The following is a 20,646-nucleotide window of genomic DNA, read 5'->3' as shown; positions in this document are numbered from 1 at the left end:
TGACGACTCCCGATCAACTTCGCCAGATCGAGCGGGCTGCCCGGCTGCCCGTTCTGTCCACTTAGGAGTCACTATGGGAGGCTGATCCTCGACGTTCCGCTGTTACCCGCTGGACGACGGGTCGGGCGGGTGGCTGAGGCAGGAGCGTAGCGGATGCCGCAGAACGGGTTGCGTGCGAGCTCTCGGAGAACCAGTGCGGACGTCGCTGGTTCTGGGGCATCCGGTCAGTCGGCAAACGCATCGCCGCGTCTTGCGGAGGGCGTTTCGTTTATGGTGGCGACCTGACCGTCTGACCGTCTCGTCCCCGCTTGCTTGCCGCGATGAACGTCCTCGCCTCCCTGCTGTTGCTGGTCGGACCGACTGCGGACCCGCTCTCCGATCCCGCCGATTGGCCCGCCGTCGGCGGGGATCGCGGGGGGATGCGGTTCTCGGAATTGAATCAGATCGACCGCTCGAACGTCGGGCGGTTGGAACAGGCCTGGGTCTGGCACACCGGGGATCTGGTCGATCGGCCCGGTAAGACGATCGAATGCACGCCGCTGGTGGTGGACGGGACGATGTACGTCTCCACGAACTATTTGCGCGTCGCGGCGCTGGATGCCGCGACCGGGGAGGAGCGGTGGAGCTTCGATCCGCTCCGCGACCATCCCTTTCCCATCCAGCCCACCTCCGGCGGGGTGAACCGCGGCGTGGCGTGGTGGTCGGACGGCGAACCGGACGGCGAGCGCCGGATTCTGCACGGCACCTCCGACGGGCGGTTGTTCTCGCTGGACGCCCGCACCGGCAAGCTCGACCCGAACTTCGGCGAGGGCGGCGTCCGCGATCTGCGAACCGAACTCCCGCCGGCGGCCCGGCGCTTGCCGTACGGGCCGACCTCCGCGCCGGCGATTTTTGAGGACATCGTCATCTTGGGCGTCTCCAACGGCGAAGGCCCGGGCGTCGCGGCGCCGGGGGATATCCGGGCCTTCGACGTCCGCACCGGGGCGCAACTCTGGTCCTTCCGCACCGTGCCGGCGCCGGGCGAGTTCGGGAACGACACGTGGGCCGACGACTCCTGGAAGAACCGCGGCGGGGCGAACGCCTGGGGCGGGGTGAACGTCGACGTCGACCGCGGGTTGGTCTTCTGCGGCACCGGGTCGGCCGCGTTCGATTTCTACGGCGGCGATCGGCACGGGGAGAATCTGTTCGCGAATTGCGTGCTCGCCTTAAACGCCCGCACCGGGGAGCGCGTCTGGCACTTTCAAACGCTGCACCACGACCTCTGGGACCACGATCTGCCCACCCCGCCGGTGCTGGCGACGGTCGAACGGGACGGCAAGCCGATCGCCGCCGCCGCTCAGGTGACGAAGACCGGTTATCTCTTCCTGTTCAACCGAGAAACCGGCGAACCGCTGTTCGACGTTGAAGAACGCCCGGCGCCGCCCTCCGACGTGCCGGGAGAGCAGGCGTGGCCGACGCAGCCGACGCCCGTCAAACCGCCGCCCTTCGCCGCCCGGCATCTTGACGAGTCGAACCTCACGAAGATCGGCGAGGCGAACCGGCGCTCGGCGATGGAGCAGTTAAAGAAATTCCGCCACGGCCCCGGGAACGCTCCGCCGAGTTTGCAGGGCACGATCGTGACCCCGGGCACGCACGGCGGGGCGAACTGGTCCGGGGCGGCGTTTGATCCGACGAGCGGCTATCTCATCGTTAATTCGACCAACCTGCCGAACATCATGCAGTTGGTCCCGGCCTCCGCCAACAATCGCTACCGCTACGGGCACGCGGGGTACGATCAATTCCGCGATCACGAGGGCTATCCCGCGATCGAGCCGCCCTGGGGGCTATTGACGGCGATCGACCTGAACAGCGGCGAGTTCGCCTGGCAGGTTCCGCTGGGAGAATATCCCGAACTGACCGCCCGCGGCGTGCCGCTGACCGGCACGGAGAACTTCGGCGGCCCGATCGTGACCGCCGGCGGGCTGATCTTCATCGCCGGCACCCGGGACGAACGCCTCCGCGCCTTCGACGCCGCGACCGGGGAGGAAGTCTGGAGCGCCGCGCTGCCCGCCGGCGGTTACGCCACGCCCTGCACCTACGCGGTGAACGGCCGGCAATACGTCGCGATCGCCTGCGGCGGAGCCGGCAAACTCGGCACCGCCGCCGGCGACGCCTTCGTGGCCTTCGCGTTGCCGGAGGAACCTAATCGATAAGCGCCCGACGTTCTATTTCGGCGTTTGCTTCGGATGCCGCTTGTTCGCGGGGACCGGGGGGACGGTCGGGCGGGGGCCGGCCCGATCGAAGAACCGCATGTTCTCGCCGACGCGATCGTGGTCGCCGAGGTCGGTCCGCATCGCCTCCGCCAATGCCAGCAGGCGCTGCACGACGGCCGGATGGGCGGCGGAGACGTCGGTCGTCTCGCCGGGATCGGCTTCGAGATCCACGAGGAACGGCGTTCCAAACCCGACTCGATCCGCCGGGGCGATATGTCTGTTGACCGCGAATGGATCCGCGCCGGGCGACTCTTTCTCTCGCGGCAGATGCAGCTTCCAGCGTCCCTGCCGGACCGCCTGCAGTTGCATGCGGAGATAATAATAGAAGGCCTTGTCCGGGTCGGCTCGATCGAATTCGCCGTGGAACAGGGGGCTGACGTCCTCCCCGTCGATCACCCGGTCGGTCGGCGGTTCGGCGCCGGCCAGCGCCGCGAAGGTGGGCAGCACGTCCAGCGTGCTGACGATCGACTCGCACGTCGTTCCCGCCGGCACGCGGCCCGGTCCCCACAGAATCGCCGGGACTCGGACCCCGCCCTCGAAGGTGGACACCTTCCCGCTCCGCAGCGGCCCCGCCGATCCCCCGTGATCCCGCGGGAGTCGCCCGTCGGCGAAGCCTTTGTTCTTATTCAACCAGGGGCCGTTGTCGCTGGTGAACAACACATAGGTGTTCTCCGCGAGGCCCTGTTCGTTCAAAGAATCGATCAGCCGACCGATGTTGAAGTCGAGTTCCTCGATCACGTCCCCGTATAACCCGCGGGGGCTCTTGCCTCGGAACCGGGGCGACGCCGCGAGCCGGGTGTGCGGCATCGTGTGCGGGATGTAAACGAAGAACGGCTCTTCCTTGTGACGCTGGATAAAGTCGATCGCTTCGTCCGTATAACGCTGCGTCAGCGTCGCCATCTCGGTGTCGGGTTCGATCAGCGCTTCGTTGCGATACAGGTTCACGACGCGGTCGTTGCTGGTGGGGGTCCCGAAGAACTCGTCGAACCCCTGCCGGGTGGGGAACAGATCCTCGTGGAAGTCGGTTTGGGAGTGCGTCGCCAGATCCCATTTGCCGAAGCAGCCGGTCGCATAGCCGCGCGTCTTCAACACCTCGGCGACGGTGATTTCGTCCTCGTGCAGGACGGGGTGAACCTGCTTGATCGTGCCGCGCTCGGCGACGCGCATCGGATAGCAGCCGGTCATCAACGCCGCCCGCGACGGCCCGCAGATCGGTTGGGCGTAGAAGTCCGTGAACGTCATGCCCTCCGCGGCCATCGCGTCCAAGCGGGGCGTGCGAATGTCCGGCGAGCCGAAGACGCCGACGTCCTCATAGCCTTGATCGTCCGTGAAGACGACCACGAAATTCGGCGGCGCCGGGCCGGCGTCGACGGGGACCGCCGCGAGGGCGAGGAGCAGGAGAGCGGGCGTCGTCATACGGAGCGCTGCGGGGGGCGAATCAGGCGCGTTCGGGCGCCGTCGAAGGGCGCCGCGCGATCGGGGTTCGGCGCCACGCTAACCCAACGCATCGGCAAGCACAGGCGTGAAACGATCCCCCGGCCGATGCGCAGCCCCGCGGCTCCGCGGGATTGGTACACTGTGCTCCCCGTCCCGAACGCCCGCCCCGCCGTGATCGCCCCGCTCGCCCTTTGCTTGCTGGCTCTCGCCCCCGCTGACGGAGACGCTTCGTCGAGCGAAGCCGACGCCGTCGCGACGATCGCCGCGACGATCGCCGCGACGATCGACGACTCTCTCCTCGAAGCCTGGGCGCTGGAGGGCGTGACCCCCGCGGCCCCGGCGACCGACGCGGCGTGGTTCCGGCGGGTGCATCTGGACCTCACCGGCCGCATCCCCACGGCGTCGGCGGTGCGAGACTTTTTGACGACTCACCCCGAGGGGGCCGACGCCGAGGCGAAGCGAGCGGTGGTCGAGGAATTATTGAACGGCCCCGGCTACGTCACGCACTTCACCGCGGTCTGGCGGGAGGCGTTGGTGCCGGAGCTGACCCGCGATCAACAGGCCTCCTTCCAGCGCCCCGGGTTCGAGGCGTGGCTGCGGAACGCGCTGATCGAAAATCGCCCCTACGACGCCTTGGCGAAGGAGTTATTGACCGCGGAACTGGCCTCCGCCGACGGGATGGACGCCAACGTCTTCCCCGGACAGCAGGATCAATCCGCCGGTCCGCAGGCGTTTTATACGGCTCGCGAGACGAAGCCGGAGGATCTCGCCGCGGCGACGACCCGGGCGTTTCTCGGCACGCGACTGGAGTGCGCGGAGTGCCACGACCACCCGTTTGATCATTGGAAGCAGGAGGAGTTCTGGCGGTTCGCCGCCTTCTTCGGCGGGTTGCAGCGGGAAGGCGGCCGTTCCGGTCGGCTCGGCGTGCTGCGGGAACGGGTCGACGCGACCGTGCTGCAAATCCCCCCCGAAGTGACGCTCAAGAACGGCGTGACCGAGGTGCCGGCCACCTGGCTCGACGGCACGCCGCCCGTGCTGATCCCCGGCCAGTCGCCGCGGTCCGCCCTCGCGGAGCGGCTGGTCTCGCCGGCCTGACCGCGAGCCGGGCCTACGGGCTGTCGTCCCAGCACGAAGTCGACCCGCCGGCGGACATGTTCGCCCGCTATCCAGTCAAACCGTTGTCGGCGGCGGTCCTCTACGACAGCCTCGAACGGGCGACCGGGTGCTTCACGGCGTTCGATCCGAACGGCGGCGGGAACCCGTTTGTCGGCATGCAGCAGGATGCCCGAGCGGAGTTCCTCGGCCTGTTCCGCGACGACTCCGAAAGCCCCGCCGATCGCCGCACGAGCATCCTGCAGGCCCTGAGCCTGATGAACGGCGGATTGATCGCCGACAGCGTCGACCTCCGCCGCAGCCGCACCTTCGCGGCGATCGTCTCCGCCCCCTACCTCGACGCCGACGGCCGGCTGGACGCCCTGTTCCTGTCGTCCGTCTCCCGGCTCCCCACGCCGGCGGAGCGTGACGCGATGAATGCCTACGTCCACGCCGCCGAGGACGAAGCGGAAGCGTTGGCCGATCTGTTTTGGACGTTATTAAATAGTTCCGAGTTCAGCACGAATCATTAAGGTTCGCTCATGTCCATTCTCTCTCGCCGCCGTGCCCTGCAGGCCTTTACCGCGAGCGCGGCGGGGGCGTCGATGTCCGGTTGGCTGCCGGCGCTCGCCGCGGCCGCGGGCGATCAGAAGCCGCCGCGATCCGTCATTCTCTTATGGATGACCGGCGGGCCGAGCCAGCTCGATACGTTCGATCCGAAGCCGGACCACGAGAACGGCGGCGAGTTCAAAGCGATCGACACCGCCGTCCCCGGCGTGCAAATCGCGGAGCACCTGCCCGGCATCGCCCAGCGGATGGACCGCTGCGCCATTTTGAGAACGCTCTCCACGCCCGAGGGCGACCACGGACGAGCCACCTTCCTCGCCCGCACCGGCTATCGGCCCGGCGGGGTGATCGATTACCCCACGCTGGGAGCCTCGATCTCTAAGGAGCTTCAGGCCCAGCCGGAGCGGCCGGCGAATGATTTGCCGGGGTATATCTCCGTTGCGCCGTTCCGTTTGGCGAACCCGGGGGCGTTTGGCTCGGGCTTTCTCGGCCCGGAACACGCCCCTTTGGTGGTGGGAGAGGGCGCCGGCCCCGGTTCTCTTATTGGGGCGGACCCGAACGCCGCCGCCGGGGGGAATGCGTTGACGGTTCGCAACCTCGCTCCGCCCCGCGGCGCCGGCGGGGAACGGATGTCGAAGCGGCTCGAATTATTATCGAACTTCGAGAACGCCTTCGCCGCGAACCGGCCGGACGCCGCGCTCGTCGGCCGCCGCACGGCCTACGAGAAAGCCGTTCGCATGATGAGCGGCGCCGCCGCGGGGGCGTTCGATCTGTCCAAGGAACCCGGTGCGCTCAAAGACAAGTACGGCCGCAGCCCGTTCGGACAGGGCTGTATGTTGGCCCGGCGATTAGTCGAACGGGGCGTGCCCTTCGTGGAGGTCAGTTTGAACGGCGTGAGCGGCGGCGAAGCGTTCGCCTGGGACACCCACGCCGACAACTTCGCCGCGGTGAAACGTCTGTGCGAGGTGCTCGACCCGGCGTGGAGCACGCTGCTGGACGACCTGAACGACCGCGGACTGGGCGATACGCTGGTCGTCTGGATGGGCGAATTCGGTCGCACGCCGATCATTAATCCGCAGGGCGGGCGGGACCATTTCCCGACGGCATGGAACGCGGTGATGTGCGGCGGGGGGATCGTGGGCGGCTCCGTCGTCGGGAAGACGGACGAGGCCGGGATGGAGGTGATCGATCGCCCGATCAGCGCCGCCGATTTCGCCGCAACCCTCTGCCGGGCCGCGGGCGTCGATCCGTGGCGGGACAACCTCAGCAACGTCGGCCGCCCGATCCGCCTCGCCGACCCGGAGGCGAACGCGATCGAGGAGATCCTCGCCTGAACCGCGAGCCGCGGGCGCGTCGGACCGTCAATTCAACCGCTCCCCCGGTCGCCGGGCGACGGCGACGTTGGCGAACAGCAGCCCCGTGACGATCGCGGCGGCAATTAAGAGCGTGTTGAAGACCGATTCAAACGACCGCGCCGAATCATGGTCGAGCAATTGCGTGACGCTTTTAAAACCGACGCTGCCCGGCACGAGCAACAGCAACCCCGGCAACAGCGTGACCAGCGCCGGCTGCTTACGCCACCGGCCGATGCCGTTGCTGAACGCCCCGACGCCGAACGCCGCCACCGACGGACCGGCCAGCGGACCGAGCAGCAGCACGCCCAGTCGGGCGCCGAAAAAGGCCACGAACGCGGCGACGCAGATCCAGCCGAAGTCGCGCGCCCGAGCTTGAAACAGCACCGTGAACGCCAGCGACGCGACAAACAAGCTGGCGGCGACGAGCGGGTCGCCCAACCCTGGTTCCGGCCGGGCGACGACCGGAGCGGCGACCAGGGCGACGAGGCTGCGTCCCAATTCGACGCCGAATCCGATCATCATTAATTGGGCGATCGCCCCGGCGAATCGGGCCGAGCCGGAGATGAGGTTCTGCGCGGCTAATTCGTTCATCGCGATGGTCAACGTCAGGCCGGGGATGAATAAGATCAGGGCGCTGACGGTCACGATCGCGGCGGTGACGTCCGGGACGAGCGTGCCGACGCCGATCGCGACGGCTGAGACGAGCACGCTGGAGGCCGGCAGCAACAGATTTTGCAGGCGAGATCGCTTGGAGGACAGCCAAGCCAGCGTGCCGACCAGCAGCGCCAACACGCCGGCGACGGCCGCTTCGTGCCAGCCGCCGCCGAAGAACGGGGCCGCGGTGGCGCCGACCAACCCCGTCGCCGGGGCCGTCCACGCCGCGCCGAATCGCGGGGGGCGCTGCACGATCTCCCGCACGGCCGCCAGCCCCGCGGTCGCGTCCGTCGTCCCGGCGGTCAAGGTTTCCTGCAAGTCGTAGAGGCTCCGAAGTTTCGCCAGGTCGACCTCCCCGGGCGAGACGCGAATCATCGTCGTCTGATGATCGCTCGGCTGGCCGAAGGCGATGTAGATCGCCGTGGGGCCGGCGGAGTACTGAGCGACGACGCCCAACGCGGCCGCCGTCTCCGACATCAATTCTTCTAATTCATGAGCCGGCACGCCGTAGCGATGCAGGGCGCTCGCTAATTCAATGATGATCTGCACGGATTCGGTCGGCGGCGCCTCCTCAGCCATTATATCACTCATGAAATTCTGTCTGACGCCGGGGCGCAAGTTCCCTCGCGCAGCTCCGCGAACAATCGGGCGAAGTCCGGTCTTTGATAATGAGCGTTCAATCCGCTGGGGTTCGGCAGAACCCACACGGCCGCCCCGCCGACGGTTCGTTCCTGGCGGCCGATCGTCGCCTGGGGTTCGTCGAAGGCGATGCGATAGGCGGTAATCCCGAGGAACGCGACGACCCGCACGCCGTACTCCTCGACCTTCGAGGCCAGCTCCTCCGCCCCTTCGATCAACTCCTCGCGGGTTAGTTCGTCCGCCCGACGGGTGCCGCGGGGGGCGAGGTTCGTGATCCCGCAGCCTTGACTCAATAACTCTTCATCCTCGGAGGGATGCAGCAACCGCGGCGTGAAGCCGCCGTCGTACAGCGCCGGCCAGAACCGATTGCCGGGGCGAGCGAAGTGATGACCCACAACGACGCTATACAGAGACGGATTGATGCCGCAGAACAAAACTCGCACGCCGGCGGCGAGCACGTCCGGCGTGGCGCCGTTCGCCGCCGCGGCGAGTTGCTCCTTCGTCACCCGAAACCGCGTCATGAAACGAGCGACGGGCGGACGATCGATCGAAACCGCGCCGCGACCGCGGCGGGGCCGTGGAATTCGCGGACGCCGGCGTGGCCGATCGCCCCGAGCTCGCGGCGGCGCTCGGGGGCGTCGTACAGTTCCTCGATTGCGGCGGCAAGGGCTTCGACGTCGCCAGGAGGCACTAATCGGCCGGCGGGGACGCCCTGTAATAACTCCGGGAACGATCCGTGGGCCGGCTGCACGCAGGGCACGCCGCAGGCCCAGCCCTCCAACACCGGTAGCCCCTTCGGCTCCCGATAGACCGTCGGCACGCTGAGCAGATCGAACCGCCGATAAATCGCCGCCTTCTCCGCGAGCGTCCCCGGGGCGCCGGCGTATTCAAAGGCCTCTCCCCAATCGGCGGTCCGCTTTTGCAGGCCTCGATAGTACTTCTTGTCGCGCGGGCCGAGATACCCGCCGGCCAGCAGCTTCCAGTTCACCTCCGGCCGTCGTTCCCGCAGGGTCGTCACCGCGTCGACGAGGTTGTGCAGGCCCTTCTCCGGGCAGATGCGGGCGAAGTATCCGATACTAAAAACGTCGCCGTCCTGCGGCGTCGGCGGCGCTTCGGGATAGCCGTCCGGCTCCAACAACAGCGGCAGCGTGCGGAAACGATCGCGGGGCAGGGCGAGAGCGTCCGCCATATGGTCGGCGTAATACTCGCTGTGGGTGAGGAACCCGGTGAAGCCGTGATTCTCGTCGCCGGCCCGGTCGGAGATCATCGCCAGCGCCGCGGATTGATGCGGTTCTCTTAATGCGTCGAGGAAGATGTCGTCTCCCTGCAACGTGCACCAGACGGGCCCGTCAAAGGCCTTCCGCAGTTCCCGCAGCGGGCCGACCAGCAACGCGTTGCTGAACACGACGACGTCGGGCTTTAAACGATTTACGATCCAATCGACCAGCTCCTCGATCCCCCGCCTTTGCGGCCCCTCTTCGCCGCGCAATAAATCGATCGTCAACGGACCGAGGTCCGCGGCGTCGTTGGAGACGCCCAACTTGGAGCTGAGCCGCAGGGCCCAGCGGCTGTCGAGGATCCGCGTGAACCAGCGCGGCAGCCTGTTCCACAGCTTCGACTGATGTTTGAGATAGAGATTGATCCCCCCGAGGAACACCCGGCCGCGGTTGAGGCCGAGCAGCGATTCGTCCTTCGTGTCGAGCGTCAGCGGGGTATAGGTGGGAATCAGGGAGACCTCTTCGCCGCTCGCCATTAACGCGCGGGCGAGGGCGTTGTCCTGCAGGCAACTCCCGCAGAACATCCCGGCCCCGCCGGCGGTCAGGATGACGACGTGCATCGGTGCGGGCGGGAGCCTTTGGAGGCGAACGGCGGGCGCCGGGCGGGTGGGCAGCGGGGGACGGGGCGATCATACTCGCGTCGTTCGCCCGCGTTTGGAGATTCGCCCATGTTGCCCCTCGCCCTGTTGACCGCCGCGGTTCTCGCCCCCGCGGACCCCGTGGATCAACGACCGGCGGATCAGCGCCCGAACGTGGTGGTGATCCTCGCGGACGATATGGGGTACGGCGACGTGGGGGCGAACAACCCGGCTTCGAAGATCCCCACGCCGCACCTGGATCGACTCGCCAAGGCGGGGACGCGGTTCACGGACGCCCACAGCCCGGCGTCCTGGTGCACGCCGACGCGGTACTCGCTGCTGACGGGGAAATATTCGCAGCGGGGACGGCCGTGGAAGTGGGCCGGCCCGCCGCAGATCGCCGCGGACACCCCCACGCTGCCCGGCGTGTTTCAGGCGGCGGGATATCGCACGGCGATGGTGGGGAAGTGGCACCTCGGATTCGTCACGCCGGAGGGTGAGCCGTTGGGCGAGGATCGTGACGTTGAGCACCGCGGCGGGCCGGCGGACCGCGGGTTCGATTCGTACTTCGGCATCGACGTCTCCCTGGACGGCCCGCCGTACTACTACATCCGCGACCGCCGGGCGGTCGTGCTGCCGACGGACGAGATCGGTCCCGGCTCCTCGCCGGCGTGGACCAAGATTCAGGGCGACTTCTGGCGCGGCGGGGGCATCGCTCCGGGGTTCGCTCATCAGAAGGTGCTGCCGGACTTCCGGGACGAAGCGGCTTCGCTGGTGACGGACCTCGCAGCGGAGGCGAACGACGGGGGGAAGCCGTTCCTGATGTACCTGGCCTTCGCCTCGCCCCATACGCCGTGGGCGGTGACGGGGAACCCGGTCGATTACCCCGGCGGGGCGGCGCTCTACGGGCAGTTCGTGAACGAGACCGACGCCGCGATCGGAGCCGTGTTGCAGGCGCTGGAGGAAAGCGGCGCCGCGGAGAACACGCTGGTGGTCTTCACCAGCGACAACGGCCCGGTCTGGTACGACGCGGATGAGGAGAAGTACGACCACCTCAGCGCCGGCGGCTTCCGGGGGATGAAGGGGGACGCCTACGAGGGCGGCCATCGGATGCCGTTCTTCGTCGCCGGGCCGGGGGTCGAGGCGGGGGCGACGTCGGATGCGCTCACGCTGCACACGGATCTCCTGCCGACGCTCGCCGCGGCCTGCGGCGTGGAACTGCCCGCCGGCGCCGCCCCGGACGCCGTGAACCAGTGGCCCGTCTGGAGCGGCGCGACGACGCTTGCCCCCGGGAAACGAGGCCCCCGCACCGAGGCGTTGTTCGAGGCGAGCGGCGGCAAAGACTTCGTCCGCGTCGACGACGCGGAGGGCCGCTGGAAGCTGATTCCCTGGCGGGGCAGCGGCGGATTCACCCCGCCGCGGAAGATCGACCCCCAGCCCGGCGAGCCGATCGGGCAGTTATACGACCTTGCCGATGACCCGGACGAGTCGGATAATCGTTACCTCGACCTCCCGGAGAAGGTCGCCGAACTGACCGCGGCTCTCGAGCGGCTGCAGATGTCCGGCGAGCCGGAGCACGGCGAGTAACCCGCGACCTGCTCACGGAAGAGCGGTCGAAAACCCGCCGCGCGCGGCGAGAATCGGGGGCCGGTCCTGACGCCGAGGCCCGTCCGCGCCGGGAGCGCCGGCGGGGCGGACGCGGATCGTTCAGTCCACACGCCTTCCGATTTGCGAATCGCAAACCGGCTTGCATCGTTCCATGCGGCGCCCGGAGGAGTCGGCCGCGCCTCTCGTTCCCAAATCAATCCGATATGTCTCGTCTCGGTTCATCCGCCGCTCGGAAGTTCGCCCTCCCGACGCCCGCACGGCGGTCGGGGTTCACGCTGGTCGAGGTGTTCATTGCGTTGGCGCTGATCGGCCTGCTGGCCGCGACGGTTCTGCCGCAGCTCCACGCGGAGGTCTCCCAGACGGAAGACGAACGGCTCCGCGAGCAATTGCACGTCCTTCGCGGACAGATCGAGCTGTACCGCGTGCAGCACGACGACACCCTGCCGGGCGTGACCGGCCCGCTGCTCGAACAGATGACCCGCCGCACCGATGCCGCGGGCCGGTTTGCCGAAGACGGGGCGGGCGACGGGCCGGAACACCTGTTCGGCCCGTACCTCGTCGGCGACGCCTTTCCGGAGAACCCCCTCACCGGGGCGACCGACGTGGCGATCGGCGAGACGCTGCCGCCCGCGGATGCCGCCGACACGGTCCACGGCTGGCGATACAGCCCCGTCACCGGCGAGTTCCGGGCGCAGGGCGACGAGGAACGCGCCGCGTGGTGAACCCGGCGACCCGATTCCCTCGCTGACGCCTCGGGTTAGTGTGGGGGGGCGAGTTCTACCCTGAGAGACGCCCGCCGTTGGCCGTTCCCGTTCAACTCCCGACGATCCAGCGCTGGACCTGCCAGTCGTGCGCCGGTTGCTGCCGGGAGCATCAGATCGAGATCACGGCGGAGGAACGCGACCGCCTCGTTGGGCAGGGATGGACCGCGGAAAACACGCCGGGCGGCGTCGAGCCGATCGTGCCGCTTGGGGCGTCGGCCCGGTTCATCGCGTCCAAATGGCTGCCGCCGGCGTTTAAGCGGCGGGCGCGATTTCGCTTGAATCACGCCCCGGACGGCGCCTGCGCCTTCCTGCGGCCGGACGGGCTGTGCGCGGTGCACAAAGAGTTCGGCGAGGAGACCAAACCGCTCGCCTGCCGGGTCTATCCCTACGCCTTGCACCCCTCGCGGAAGGGCGTGACGGTCAGTCTGCGGTTCAGTTGCCCCACCGTGACGGCGAACGACGGCGCCGCGGTCGTGGACAACGCGGCGGAGGTCAAAGCCCTCGCCCACGCCGTGCTCCCACCGGGGTTCCAGGGAGCCGAACCGCCGGCGCTGTCGCGGTCGCAGTCGGTCGGTTGGGCGGACTTCGACCGCGTCCGCGAGGCGCTGGCGGCCTGCTTTGAAGGCGACGGCCCCTTTGTGCCGGCGTTGTTGCGGGCCGTTTCGCTGGCCGCGGTGGTCGATCGATCGCAGTTCGGGGAGGTCAGCGGGCGACGGTTGAAGGAGTTCTTGGAACTGATCTCCGGCGCCGCCGCGGCGGAACTGCCGGAGGATTTGCACGAGTACGACCCGCCCACGCGGGCCGGAGAACTGACGTTCCGCGGGGCGTTGGCGACCTACGCCCACAAGGACACCGCGGCGACGACCGGCGCGACCGCCGGGGGCGGGGCGTTCGGGAATCTCGGCGGGCGGTTGCGGCGGGTCGCGGGGGCGGCGAAGTTCGTTTCCGCCGCGGGGCTGACGCCGAAGGGACTGTGGGCGGGGCCGATCCCGGCCGCTCGACTGGCGGAGGACGCCGGCCCGCCGCCGCCCGGAGCGGACGAACTGTTCGCCCGATACATGCGGGTGAAGCTGGAGGGACTCGCCTGCTGCGGCCCGGCGTTCGACGGGTGGCCGCTGACGGACGGGTTCTTCGCCCTCGGGCTGACGTTCCCCCTGGCGATCACGCTGGCCCGCTGGCGGGCCTTGGCCGAGCAGCGCGATCGGGCGACGCTGCAGGACGTGCGGCTCGGGCTGCAACTGGTCGATCACCACCACGGCTACGACCCGAACACGACCGGATCGAACCACCGCCGAGCGGTTCGCCAACTGCAGAAAACCGGCGATCTGGCGAAGCTGATCGCCCGTTGTGGACGGTGATCGCGGGCGGGCGGAGGCGACCTGTTAAGATGAGATTCGCCTGCGAAGGGCGCGCCGGACCGCCGTTGACCGGTTCGGCGGGGCGATTTATCGTCCAGTCGAGGCCCATCCATCCAGGGAGCCGCCCCCGTGTCCACCGCGACCCCGGCCGCCTTCGGGGCGACCGCCGCTTCATCCACCGCTGATCGGGCGGGTTCCGCTCGCCGCGGTTCGTGGCGGGGGACGATCCTGACGCTGGTGATCGGGTTCCTGCTGGGCGCGGTGACCGTCGCCGCCGTCGGGTTCTGGTACCTCGCCGAGAGCGAACCGGACTTCTACACGCGGGCCTTGGAAGCGACGCCGCCGGCCGAACGCCGGGCGCAGGCCGAAGCGTTCACCGAACGCACCGTCGAACTGGCCCGCGACGTCGAATACGGCGACACCTGGGAGCAACGCTTCACCCAGGACGAAGTGAACGGCTGGCTGGCCGAGAGCTTGCCCGAGCAGTACGGCGACCAGATTCCGAACGAAGTCTCCGACCCGCGGGTCGATCTGACCCGGCCCGGGCTGGTGCGGCTGGGATTCCGGTTGAACAGTTCGAAGTTCGACGGGGTGGTGAGCCTGGCGGTGCGACCGGAGATGATCGGCCCGAACAAGGTGGCGTTGCACGTCGAGGGGCTGATGGCGGGGCTGTTCCCGCTGGACCCGGCGACGTTCGCCCCGCAGGTCTCGAAATACCTGGAGAAATACAAGGTCCGCCACGAGTGGGATCTCGCCCCGAAAGCCGAGGGCGCGGAGGGCGCCGCGGCCGGCCCGCCGGTGCTGATCGTGCAGCTCAATCCGCGGGCGGCGAACCAGGCGGTGTTGGAAGAGATGGAGATCGACGGGGGCGCCGTCCGCGTCGCCGGCAGCCGCGCCCCGACCGTGCGGCTGACCCGGCGGTGAGACCGGAGCGCAAGCTCCGGCCGTGCGTCGGTCGGTCGACGGACTTCGCCGATCGCTTGCGGTTTCGCGGCGCCGGAAAGCTCTCGGACGCTGCAAAACCGCAAGCGGCCGACCAACAAGAGAGCGATCGTCTGCTTCTTTGAGCGACCGCCAGAGCTTGCGCTCCGGTCTCAACTAGTGCGTCCGGCGTCTATCTCTAGCGCGGCCGTTGCGGGCTGCGTAGGCTCTGCGGCGTCTTTCTCCGCCGGATCGCCGCCGTGTTCGCCTATTCCAAAAAGTTCCGCCGGGACGTCTTGGCCGCCTGCGACGCCGGAGAAGGCACGCGGGCGGTCGCCCTGAAGTTCGACGTCTCCGAAAGCTGGGTCCGCCGGATCAAGCAGGATCGCCGCGAGCGCGGCAAAGTCGCTCCGGCGACGACCCGCAACCGCACCCCGACCTGGCACGCCTGGGCGGATTGGCTGAAGGCGAAGATCGCCGACCGTCCCGACGCCTACCTGCGGGAACTCAAAGCCGAGCTGAAAGCCGAACGCGGCGTGGAGGCGTCCGAAACGCTGATCGCCCGGGCGCTGAAGGGCTTGGGGATCACGCGTAAAAAAAGACGCTGATCGCCGCCGAACGCGCTCGCCCCGACGTGGCCGACGCTCGGGAGCGGTGGGCGGCGTGGTTGAAGACCCTCGATCCCGACCGGATCGTGTTCCTCGACGAAACCTGGGCCAAGGACAACATGACCCGCACGCACGGCCGTTGCGGCCGCGGCGTGCGACTGTACGAAGGCGTTCCCTGTCGACGCTGGACGACCACGACCTTCCTGGGCGCGATGCGATCGACCGGGTTCGTGGCTCCGCTGTGCGTGGACGGGCCGATCAACGGGCCGGTGTTTCTGGCCTGGGTCCGGCAGCATCTGCGCCGGGAACTGAAGGCAGGAGACGTGGTGGTGATGGACAATCTCTCCGCCCACAAAGTGCGGGGCGTGCGGGAGGCGATCGAAGCGGCCGGCGCACGGGTCGCGTATCTGCCGGCCTACAGCCCGGACTTCAACCCGATCGAGTTGGCGTTTAGCAAGTTCAAGAAGCTGCTGCGGGACGGGGCCGCCCGCACCGTCGATCGGCTGTGGGAACTGTGCGGCCAAGTCCTCGACCTGTTCCCGCCGCAGCAATGCCGCAACTACCTCCGCCACTGCGGCTACCGCTAAACTTATCCAGCAGACGCACTAGACGCCTCAATAATCGTCGGTCGCTTCGCCGCCGTCGCGGGTGCCGAGGGCGCCCCAGACGCCGTAGGGACTCTCGCCGGTCGTCACGCCGGGCTGAGTCGAGTCGCCGACGTCGATCGTCTCGCTGATGAACTTCACGCTGCCGTCGCCCATCGCGACCTGCACGCCGCCGCTGTGAAACGAGCCGGCGGAGAGGATCGCCCGCTGCCGGTGATCCTTCGTCAGGGCGCAGCTGGGGCCGTTCGGGGGGAGGATCGTGTTGAACCCGGTGTAGCTCCCGCCGGCGTCGTTCCAACGGCTGCCGCGGACGTGCAGGGAGGCGTTGCTGGGGTAAAAGCCGGGGTCGTTCGCGTTCTCCGCGGCGGCGAGGCAGGCGGACGGGTTGAGCACGCCGCGGTCGGCGTCGTACTGCATCGCGGGAGTCGCGGCGCCGGCGTTCAACAGGACGTGCGCCCGATGGGTGTTGGAGCCGTCGCTGCGGCCGATCTCCCCGATCAACAACGTCGTCGCGGTCCCGTCCGAGAGATCCCCCAAGCCGATCCACTGCCGAAAGAGAAACGCCCCGCGGGCGGCGGGCAGCTCGCCCTCCTCGTTCGGCTCGGCCCCGTACCCGCCGGCGGCGTTGTCGCCGGTGTTCAAAGCGTAGTTCGTGTCGGACATCACATCCGCCGGGCCGCCGGTGTTGCCGACCTCATTGGAGGGACAGTACAGCGAGCGAACTTTCGTCTGCCACGGCCCGTAATTGATATTGCCCGGCTCCGGTCCCATCGCTGGCCAGGGCGGGGTGCGGGGCGAGCCGTCCGCGTTCACGTCCAGGGGTTTAACGATGTTGTTCCAGTGCGGCGTGGAGTCCAGATACGGAATCAGCCCGACGAGCGCCGACAGATCCCCCGCTTTACCCTCCTCGCCGGTCGTGCTGTTTCCAGAACCCTGTGCGGGGAACACCTTATAGGTGCTGTGATAGTTGTGCATCGCCAACCCGAGTTGCTTCAGGTTGTTCTGGCACTGGCTCCGGCGGGCCGCTTCACGTGCACCTTGAACCTTCGGAAGGAACAGGCTGATCACCAAAGCAAGGATGCCGAGGACTACCAGCGCTTCGATCCATCCGAACCCGCCGCGACTTGTCTCGGACCGGCGGGGCGATGCGGCGTTCATAGCGACTCGGCCATGGGGGAATGATCCCGTCGGCGCCGAGCCGTCAAAGTCGCTCGGAAAGAGTCCGATCGGAGCGGAACGATCGTATCCCGCCCTCTCCCCCGAAACCATGGCGACGAAGGGTCCCGTCGGCGGGTAAGCTATGTCCCACTCTCCACAGTCCGTCTCTCGGCCGCGTCGTATGTCGTCCCCGCCCGCGTCGTGCACCCTGCGGGGGATCGGGACCGCTTTGCCGGCCGGATGGATCGACCAGGGGGAGACCGGCGTGCTCGCCGGCCGCACCGGACCGCCGCCGGGGCCGGAGGGAGAACCGGGCCGCCGCCGGATCAGCATGCTGTACCGCAAGGTCGGGGTGAAGCGCCGGCACCTCGTGCTGGTCGAACCGGACAGCGAAGGCACGGAGCCGGAGCGCGTGCCCTTCTATGAACCCGGCCCGACCGGCCCCAGCACCGGCGATCGCATCGCGATCTACGAACAGCATGCCGCTCCGCTGGCGGTGCGGGCCGCCGCCGCGGCGCTGCGGGACGCCGGCGTCGATCCCGGCCGCATCACGCAATCGGTGACGGTCAGCTGCACCGGGTTCGCGGCGCCGGGCGTCGATTGCGCCCTGATCGAAGACCTCGGCCTGCCGCGGTCGGTGGGACGCACGCACGTCGGGTTTATGGGCTGTCACGCCGCGCTGAACGGGTTGCGGGTCGCCGCGGCGCTGTGCGCCGAAGATCCGTCCGCCGTGGTGCTGCTGACCGCGGTGGAACTGTGCAGCCTGCACCATCAATACACGCCCGATCCGCTGTCCGACGCCGGGCAGGTGATCGCCAACGCCCTGTTCGCCGACGGCGCCGCCGCGGTGGTGCTCACCGGGGCCGACTTCGTCCCAGACGATCCGAACGAACCCCCGCCGGTCGCGGAGGACGTCTATCAATTCCTCGGCAGCGGATCCGTGTTGCTGGCCGACACCGGCGACGCGATGACCTGGCGGGTCGGCGACGCCGGCTTTCGCATGACCCTGGAACCCGCCGTGCCGGAGGCGATTCGCGAGCACCTCTCCGCATGGATGGACGAGTGGCTCGGCCGATTCGGTCTGACGCAGCGCGACGTGGGCACCTGGGCCGTGCATCCCGGCGGACCGGCGATCCTCGACGCCGCCGTCGATGCGCTCAATCTGCCCGCCGAGGCGTTGAACCCCTCCCGCAGCCTGCTGGCCGACGTGGGGAACCTGTCGAGCCCCACGATCCTGTTCCTGCTGGACCGCCTGCGGGCGACCCGCGACGTGTCCTCCGGCCCGGTCGTCGCGATCGGCTTCGGCCCCGGCCTGACGGTCGAGGCGTCGCTGCTGGGCTGAAGCGCCGGTGAGCCGCATTTTTTACCGATTATAAGCCCGATGCGCAAGCATCGGCCGTCGGCGCAGCCGAAGGACTGCGTCGAATGTCGAAGAGTGATGCGACCGACTCACGGCCGACGCTTGCGCGTCGGGCTGGTAGGGACGCAGCGTCGATCCCGCCTCACTCGTCGTTCTTCGTGGGCGCTTTGTGCGGTTCGAAGACGGTGGGGCGCAATCGCTCCGCCCGGGAGACGGCGTCTTCATAGAGCACCCGCTGGCTGCGAATCTTGCGGCCGCGGCGGGTCACCTTCCTCCAGACGCCGTCGGCGTGCAGTTCGCGGGCTTTGACGTTATCGCGGAAGTAGAGATTAATCGCGTCTTGAAGCCGCTTCTTGAGCGGCTCCGCGGTCACGGGGACCAGCAGTTCGATCCGCCGGTCCAGGTTGCGGGGCATCCAGTCGGCGCTGGAGAGATACATTAATTCGTCCCCGCCGTGCACGAACCGCATCACCCGGGCGTGCTCCAGGAAGCGATCCACCACGGAGACGACCCGGATATTCTCGCTGACGCCCTCCACCCCCGGCCGCAGGCAGCAGATGCCGCGGATGTTCAATCGAATCTTCACGCCGGCGCGGCTGGCGTGATAAAGCGCGTCGATCAACGCCGGGTCGACCAACGAGTTCATCTTCGCGTCGATCGCCGCGGGCATGCCCTGACGGGCGCGGTCGGCTTCGGCCCGGATGAGTTCCGCGACCCGTTCCCGCAGGCCGATCGGCGCCGCTTCGATCCGGCGAAACGCCTGCGGCTGGCTGTAGCCGGTGACGGCGTTGAAGAAATTGACGGCGTCCGCGGTGAGGTCGTCGTCCGCCGTCATCAGGCTGGCGTCCGAATAAATCCGGGCCGTCGATTCGTTATAGTTCCCCGTCCCGAAGTGTGCGTACCGACGCACGCCGTCCGGCTCACGGCGGATGATCAGCAGCAGCTTCGCATGGGTCTTCAACCCCCGCACGCCGTAGATCACCTGCACGCCGGCTCGTTCCAGGTCGCGGGCCCATTCGATATTGCGGGCCTCGTCGAACCGGGCTTTCAATTCTACCACCGCGGCCACGCTCTTGCCCGCCTGGGCGGCGGTTTTGAGGGCGGCGACGATCCGGCTGTCGGCGCTGGTGCGATAGAGCGTCTGTTTGATCGCCAGCACGTCCGGGTCTTCGGCGGCCTCCTCGGCCAAACGCACGACCGGCTCGTAGCTGTCGTAGGGGTGATATAAGAGCACGTCGCCGGCGCTGAGCGCTTCGAAGGACGGCTCCTCCCCGTCCAGACGCACCGGCGGTTGCGGCGGCCAATCCTCGACCCGCAGATCGTCGAACCCCGCGGCGCCGGTGACCTTCATCAACGCCCCCAGCCCGATCGGTCCGTGCGCGAGATATAAGTCCCGCGGCTCGACGTCCAGACAGTGCTTGAGGAAGGCCGTGGCCTCCTCCGACGCCCCCGCGGCCAGCTCCAGCCGTACGCAGCCGCCCCGACGACGCTTCTCCAGTACCCGCCGCATCTGACGCAATAAATCCCCCGCCTGATCCTCGCGAATCGCCAGGTCGGCGTTGCGGGTGACGCGGAAGGCGACCGCTTCCTCGACCGTTTGTCCCTCGAAGAAGCGTCCGGCCAGATGGGCGACGGCCTCTTCGACCGGCAGATAGGCGAACGCCCGGCCGCCCTCGGCGTTCGTTCCGGGACCGTGATCTCCCGCGGCGCCGTCGGCGGGCAGCGTCAGCCAACGGGGCACGGCTCGGCCGCAGGGGATGACGGCGAACCGCGATCCGCCTTCGTTCAGCGCGTTCGCCGCGGCTTTGATCTCCGGGTCGTCCTCTCGATGCGGCGGCGCCGGGGCGAGCCGGACGAGCACGCAGACGGCGCCGGTCTCCACGAGGGGGAAATCCTCCGGCGCCGTCACGCTGGTGGGGGTGAGGACGCCGAACAACGCCTCGCTGAAGGCGTGATCCAGCGCCGCGGCTTGATGGGAGGTCAGCTTTTTCGGGTCCGGCCGCACGAAGCCGTGCCCGGCGAGCAGTTCGTCCAGCTCCGCTAACAGGGCGTATTGATCAGCGTTCATGGCGGCGCAGCGCTCCGCGATCGCGGCGAGCTGCTGCTCCGGCGTCATCCCCGCCGGGTCCGTGCCGGGGGTGCCGCCGAACCCGCTGTCGGCGAAGTCTTCGTCCTCCGTCTCCGAGGCGTCGCGCCCCTCGCGGGTCTCCTCCGCGAGCATCTGCAAGCCGCCGACCCGGACCATGAAGAACTCATCAAGATTCGCCCCGGTGATGGCCAGGAACTTCAATCGTTCCAGCGGCGGCACCTGCGGATCGGCCGCTTCGTCCAGCACCCGCTGATTGAACTCCAGCCAAGAGAGCTCGCGGTTGAGAAAGTGTTCGGGCGACACGGGGGCGGGAGCAGCGAACGT

Annotated in this window: 17 protein-coding genes; 11 read left to right on the top strand and 6 right to left on the bottom strand. The window is 68.5% G+C overall.

Features of this window, described 5'->3' with window-relative positions; genetic code table 11:
• The first annotated feature begins 320 nt into the window (after positions 1 to 320).
• Complete coding sequence (locus LzC2_RS10485) at positions 321 to 2,192, top strand: pyrroloquinoline quinone-dependent dehydrogenase (RefSeq protein ID WP_206678654.1); 1,872 nt, start codon at positions 321 to 323, stop codon at positions 2,190 to 2,192.
• 12 nt (positions 2,193 to 2,204) lie between these two features.
• On the opposite strand, the gene LzC2_RS10480 is transcribed toward LzC2_RS10485, so the two are convergent.
• Positions 2,205 to 3,668: a sulfatase family protein gene (locus LzC2_RS10480; RefSeq protein ID WP_171186617.1), complete on the bottom strand. Its 1,464-nt coding sequence runs from the start codon at positions 3,666 to 3,668 to the stop codon at positions 2,205 to 2,207.
• Positions 3,669 to 3,794: 126 nt separating this feature from the next.
• On the opposite strand from LzC2_RS10480, the gene LzC2_RS10475 reads away from it, so the two are divergent.
• Genes LzC2_RS10475 through LzC2_RS10465 form a run of 3 tightly spaced genes read left to right on the top strand, consistent with a single transcriptional unit; the run spans position 3,795 to position 6,682 of the window.
• Positions 3,795 to 4,784 carry a DUF1549 domain-containing protein gene (locus LzC2_RS10475; protein WP_246254924.1) on the top strand — a complete coding sequence of 330 codons (990 nt, stop codon included), beginning with the start codon at positions 3,795 to 3,797 and terminating at the stop codon, positions 4,782 to 4,784.
• A 56-nt stretch (positions 4,785 to 4,840) separates the two neighbouring features.
• Positions 4,841 to 5,314 (top strand): hypothetical protein, encoded by a 474-nt coding sequence (locus tag LzC2_RS10470; protein ID WP_171186588.1) that lies wholly within the window; start codon positions 4,841 to 4,843, stop codon positions 5,312 to 5,314.
• A gap of 9 nt (positions 5,315 to 5,323) precedes the next feature.
• The gene (locus tag LzC2_RS10465) at positions 5,324 to 6,682 is read left to right on the top strand and encodes a DUF1501 domain-containing protein (RefSeq protein ID WP_171186613.1); all 1,359 of its coding nucleotides are present in this window, start codon (positions 5,324 to 5,326) and stop codon (positions 6,680 to 6,682) included.
• A gap of 27 nt (positions 6,683 to 6,709) precedes the next feature.
• On the opposite strand, the gene LzC2_RS10460 is transcribed toward LzC2_RS10465, so the two are convergent.
• Genes LzC2_RS10460 through LzC2_RS10450 form a run of 3 tightly spaced genes read right to left on the bottom strand, consistent with a single transcriptional unit; the run spans position 6,710 to position 9,833 of the window.
• A complete protein-coding gene (locus tag LzC2_RS10460; RefSeq protein WP_171186611.1) occupies positions 6,710 to 7,948 on the bottom strand; it encodes a threonine/serine exporter family protein in 1,239 nt (412 codons plus the stop codon).
• Positions 7,945 to 8,517 carry a G/U mismatch-specific DNA glycosylase gene (gene mug, locus LzC2_RS10455; RefSeq protein WP_171186609.1) on the bottom strand — a complete coding sequence of 191 codons (573 nt, stop codon included), beginning with the start codon at positions 8,515 to 8,517 and terminating at the stop codon, positions 7,945 to 7,947. The genes LzC2_RS10460 and mug overlap by 4 nt, the downstream gene beginning before the upstream one ends.
• Positions 8,514 to 9,833, bottom strand: coding sequence for a glycosyltransferase family 4 protein (locus LzC2_RS10450; protein ID WP_171186608.1), 1,320 nt, complete (start codon positions 9,831 to 9,833; stop codon positions 8,514 to 8,516). The genes mug and LzC2_RS10450 overlap by 4 nt, the downstream gene beginning before the upstream one ends.
• A gap of 108 nt (positions 9,834 to 9,941) precedes the next feature.
• Between LzC2_RS10450 and LzC2_RS10445 the strand changes: the two genes are divergently transcribed.
• The 6 genes from LzC2_RS10445 to LzC2_RS10420 all read left to right on the top strand — a co-directional run bounded on the left by LzC2_RS10445 (position 9,942) and on the right by LzC2_RS10420 (position 15,697).
• Positions 9,942 to 11,438, top strand: coding sequence for a sulfatase family protein (locus tag LzC2_RS10445; RefSeq protein ID WP_171186606.1), 1,497 nt, complete (start codon positions 9,942 to 9,944; stop codon positions 11,436 to 11,438).
• A gap of 224 nt (positions 11,439 to 11,662) precedes the next feature.
• On the top strand, positions 11,663 to 12,181 hold the full coding sequence (locus LzC2_RS10440; protein ID WP_171186604.1) for a type II secretion system protein: 519 nt from the start codon (positions 11,663 to 11,665) through the stop codon (positions 12,179 to 12,181).
• A gap of 77 nt (positions 12,182 to 12,258) precedes the next feature.
• Positions 12,259 to 13,581 carry a YkgJ family cysteine cluster protein gene (locus LzC2_RS10435; RefSeq protein ID WP_171186602.1) on the top strand — a complete coding sequence of 441 codons (1,323 nt, stop codon included), beginning with the start codon at positions 12,259 to 12,261 and terminating at the stop codon, positions 13,579 to 13,581.
• A gap of 129 nt (positions 13,582 to 13,710) precedes the next feature.
• Positions 13,711 to 14,505 carry a hypothetical protein gene (locus LzC2_RS10430; protein ID WP_171186600.1) on the top strand — a complete coding sequence of 265 codons (795 nt, stop codon included), beginning with the start codon at positions 13,711 to 13,713 and terminating at the stop codon, positions 14,503 to 14,505.
• A gap of 257 nt (positions 14,506 to 14,762) precedes the next feature.
• The gene (locus LzC2_RS10425; protein WP_171186598.1) at positions 14,763 to 15,110 is read left to right on the top strand and encodes an IS630 transposase-related protein; all 348 of its coding nucleotides are present in this window, start codon (positions 14,763 to 14,765) and stop codon (positions 15,108 to 15,110) included.
• Between the two features lie 26 nt (positions 15,111 to 15,136).
• Positions 15,137 to 15,697: an IS630 family transposase gene (locus tag LzC2_RS10420; protein WP_171186596.1), complete on the top strand. Its 561-nt coding sequence runs from the start codon at positions 15,137 to 15,139 to the stop codon at positions 15,695 to 15,697.
• A 27-nt stretch (positions 15,698 to 15,724) separates the two neighbouring features.
• Here the strand turns inward: LzC2_RS10420 and LzC2_RS10415 are convergent, their stop codons facing one another.
• A complete protein-coding gene (locus tag LzC2_RS10415) occupies positions 15,725 to 16,873 on the bottom strand; it encodes a DUF1559 domain-containing protein (RefSeq protein ID WP_171186594.1) in 1,149 nt (382 codons plus the stop codon).
• 181 nt (positions 16,874 to 17,054) lie between these two features.
• Here LzC2_RS10415 and LzC2_RS10410 point away from each other — a divergent pair, with 181 nt between their 5' ends.
• Entirely contained in the window at positions 17,055 to 18,215 is a 1,161-nt protein-coding gene (locus LzC2_RS10410; protein ID WP_171186592.1) for a type III polyketide synthase, read from the top strand.
• 160 nt (positions 18,216 to 18,375) lie between these two features.
• Here the strand turns inward: LzC2_RS10410 and ppk1 are convergent.
• A partial coding sequence (ppk1, locus tag LzC2_RS10405) for a polyphosphate kinase 1 (RefSeq protein ID WP_261345234.1) occupies positions 18,376 to 20,646 on the bottom strand: 2,271 nt, incomplete at its 5' end.

The sequence above is a fragment of the Alienimonas chondri genome (genome assembly GCF_013036045.1).
In the GTDB taxonomy this organism is placed as follows: domain Bacteria; phylum Planctomycetota; class Planctomycetia; order Planctomycetales; family Planctomycetaceae; genus Alienimonas; species Alienimonas chondri.
The sequence above is the reverse complement of the archived record's forward strand: the minus strand, read 5'-3'. Positions and strand labels throughout refer to the sequence as shown.

Coding starts and splice junctions, on each gene's coding strand:
- LzC2_RS10485 (WP_206678654.1), top strand. CDS start 321: ATGAACGTCCTCGCCTCCCTGCTGTTGCTGGTCGGACCGACTGCGGAC.
- LzC2_RS10480 (WP_171186617.1), bottom strand. CDS start 3,668: ATGACGACGCCCGCTCTCCTGCTCCTCGCCCTCGCGGCGGTCCCCGTC.
- LzC2_RS10475 (WP_246254924.1), top strand. CDS start 3,795: ATGCGCAGCCCCGCGGCTCCGCGGGATTGGTACACTGTGCTCCCCGTC.
- LzC2_RS10470 (WP_171186588.1), top strand. CDS start 4,841: ATGTTCGCCCGCTATCCAGTCAAACCGTTGTCGGCGGCGGTCCTCTAC.
- LzC2_RS10465 (WP_171186613.1), top strand. CDS start 5,324: ATGTCCATTCTCTCTCGCCGCCGTGCCCTGCAGGCCTTTACCGCGAGC.
- LzC2_RS10460 (WP_171186611.1), bottom strand. CDS start 7,948: ATGAGTGATATAATGGCTGAGGAGGCGCCGCCGACCGAATCCGTGCAG.
- mug (WP_171186609.1), bottom strand. CDS start 8,517: ATGACGCGGTTTCGGGTGACGAAGGAGCAACTCGCCGCGGCGGCGAAC.
- LzC2_RS10450 (WP_171186608.1), bottom strand. CDS start 9,833: ATGCACGTCGTCATCCTGACCGCCGGCGGGGCCGGGATGTTCTGCGGG.
- LzC2_RS10445 (WP_171186606.1), top strand. CDS start 9,942: ATGTTGCCCCTCGCCCTGTTGACCGCCGCGGTTCTCGCCCCCGCGGAC.
- LzC2_RS10440 (WP_171186604.1), top strand. CDS start 11,663: ATGTCTCGTCTCGGTTCATCCGCCGCTCGGAAGTTCGCCCTCCCGACG.
- LzC2_RS10415 (WP_171186594.1), bottom strand. CDS start 16,873: ATGAACGCCGCATCGCCCCGCCGGTCCGAGACAAGTCGCGGCGGGTTC.
- LzC2_RS10410 (WP_171186592.1), top strand. CDS start 17,055: ATGTCGTCCCCGCCCGCGTCGTGCACCCTGCGGGGGATCGGGACCGCT.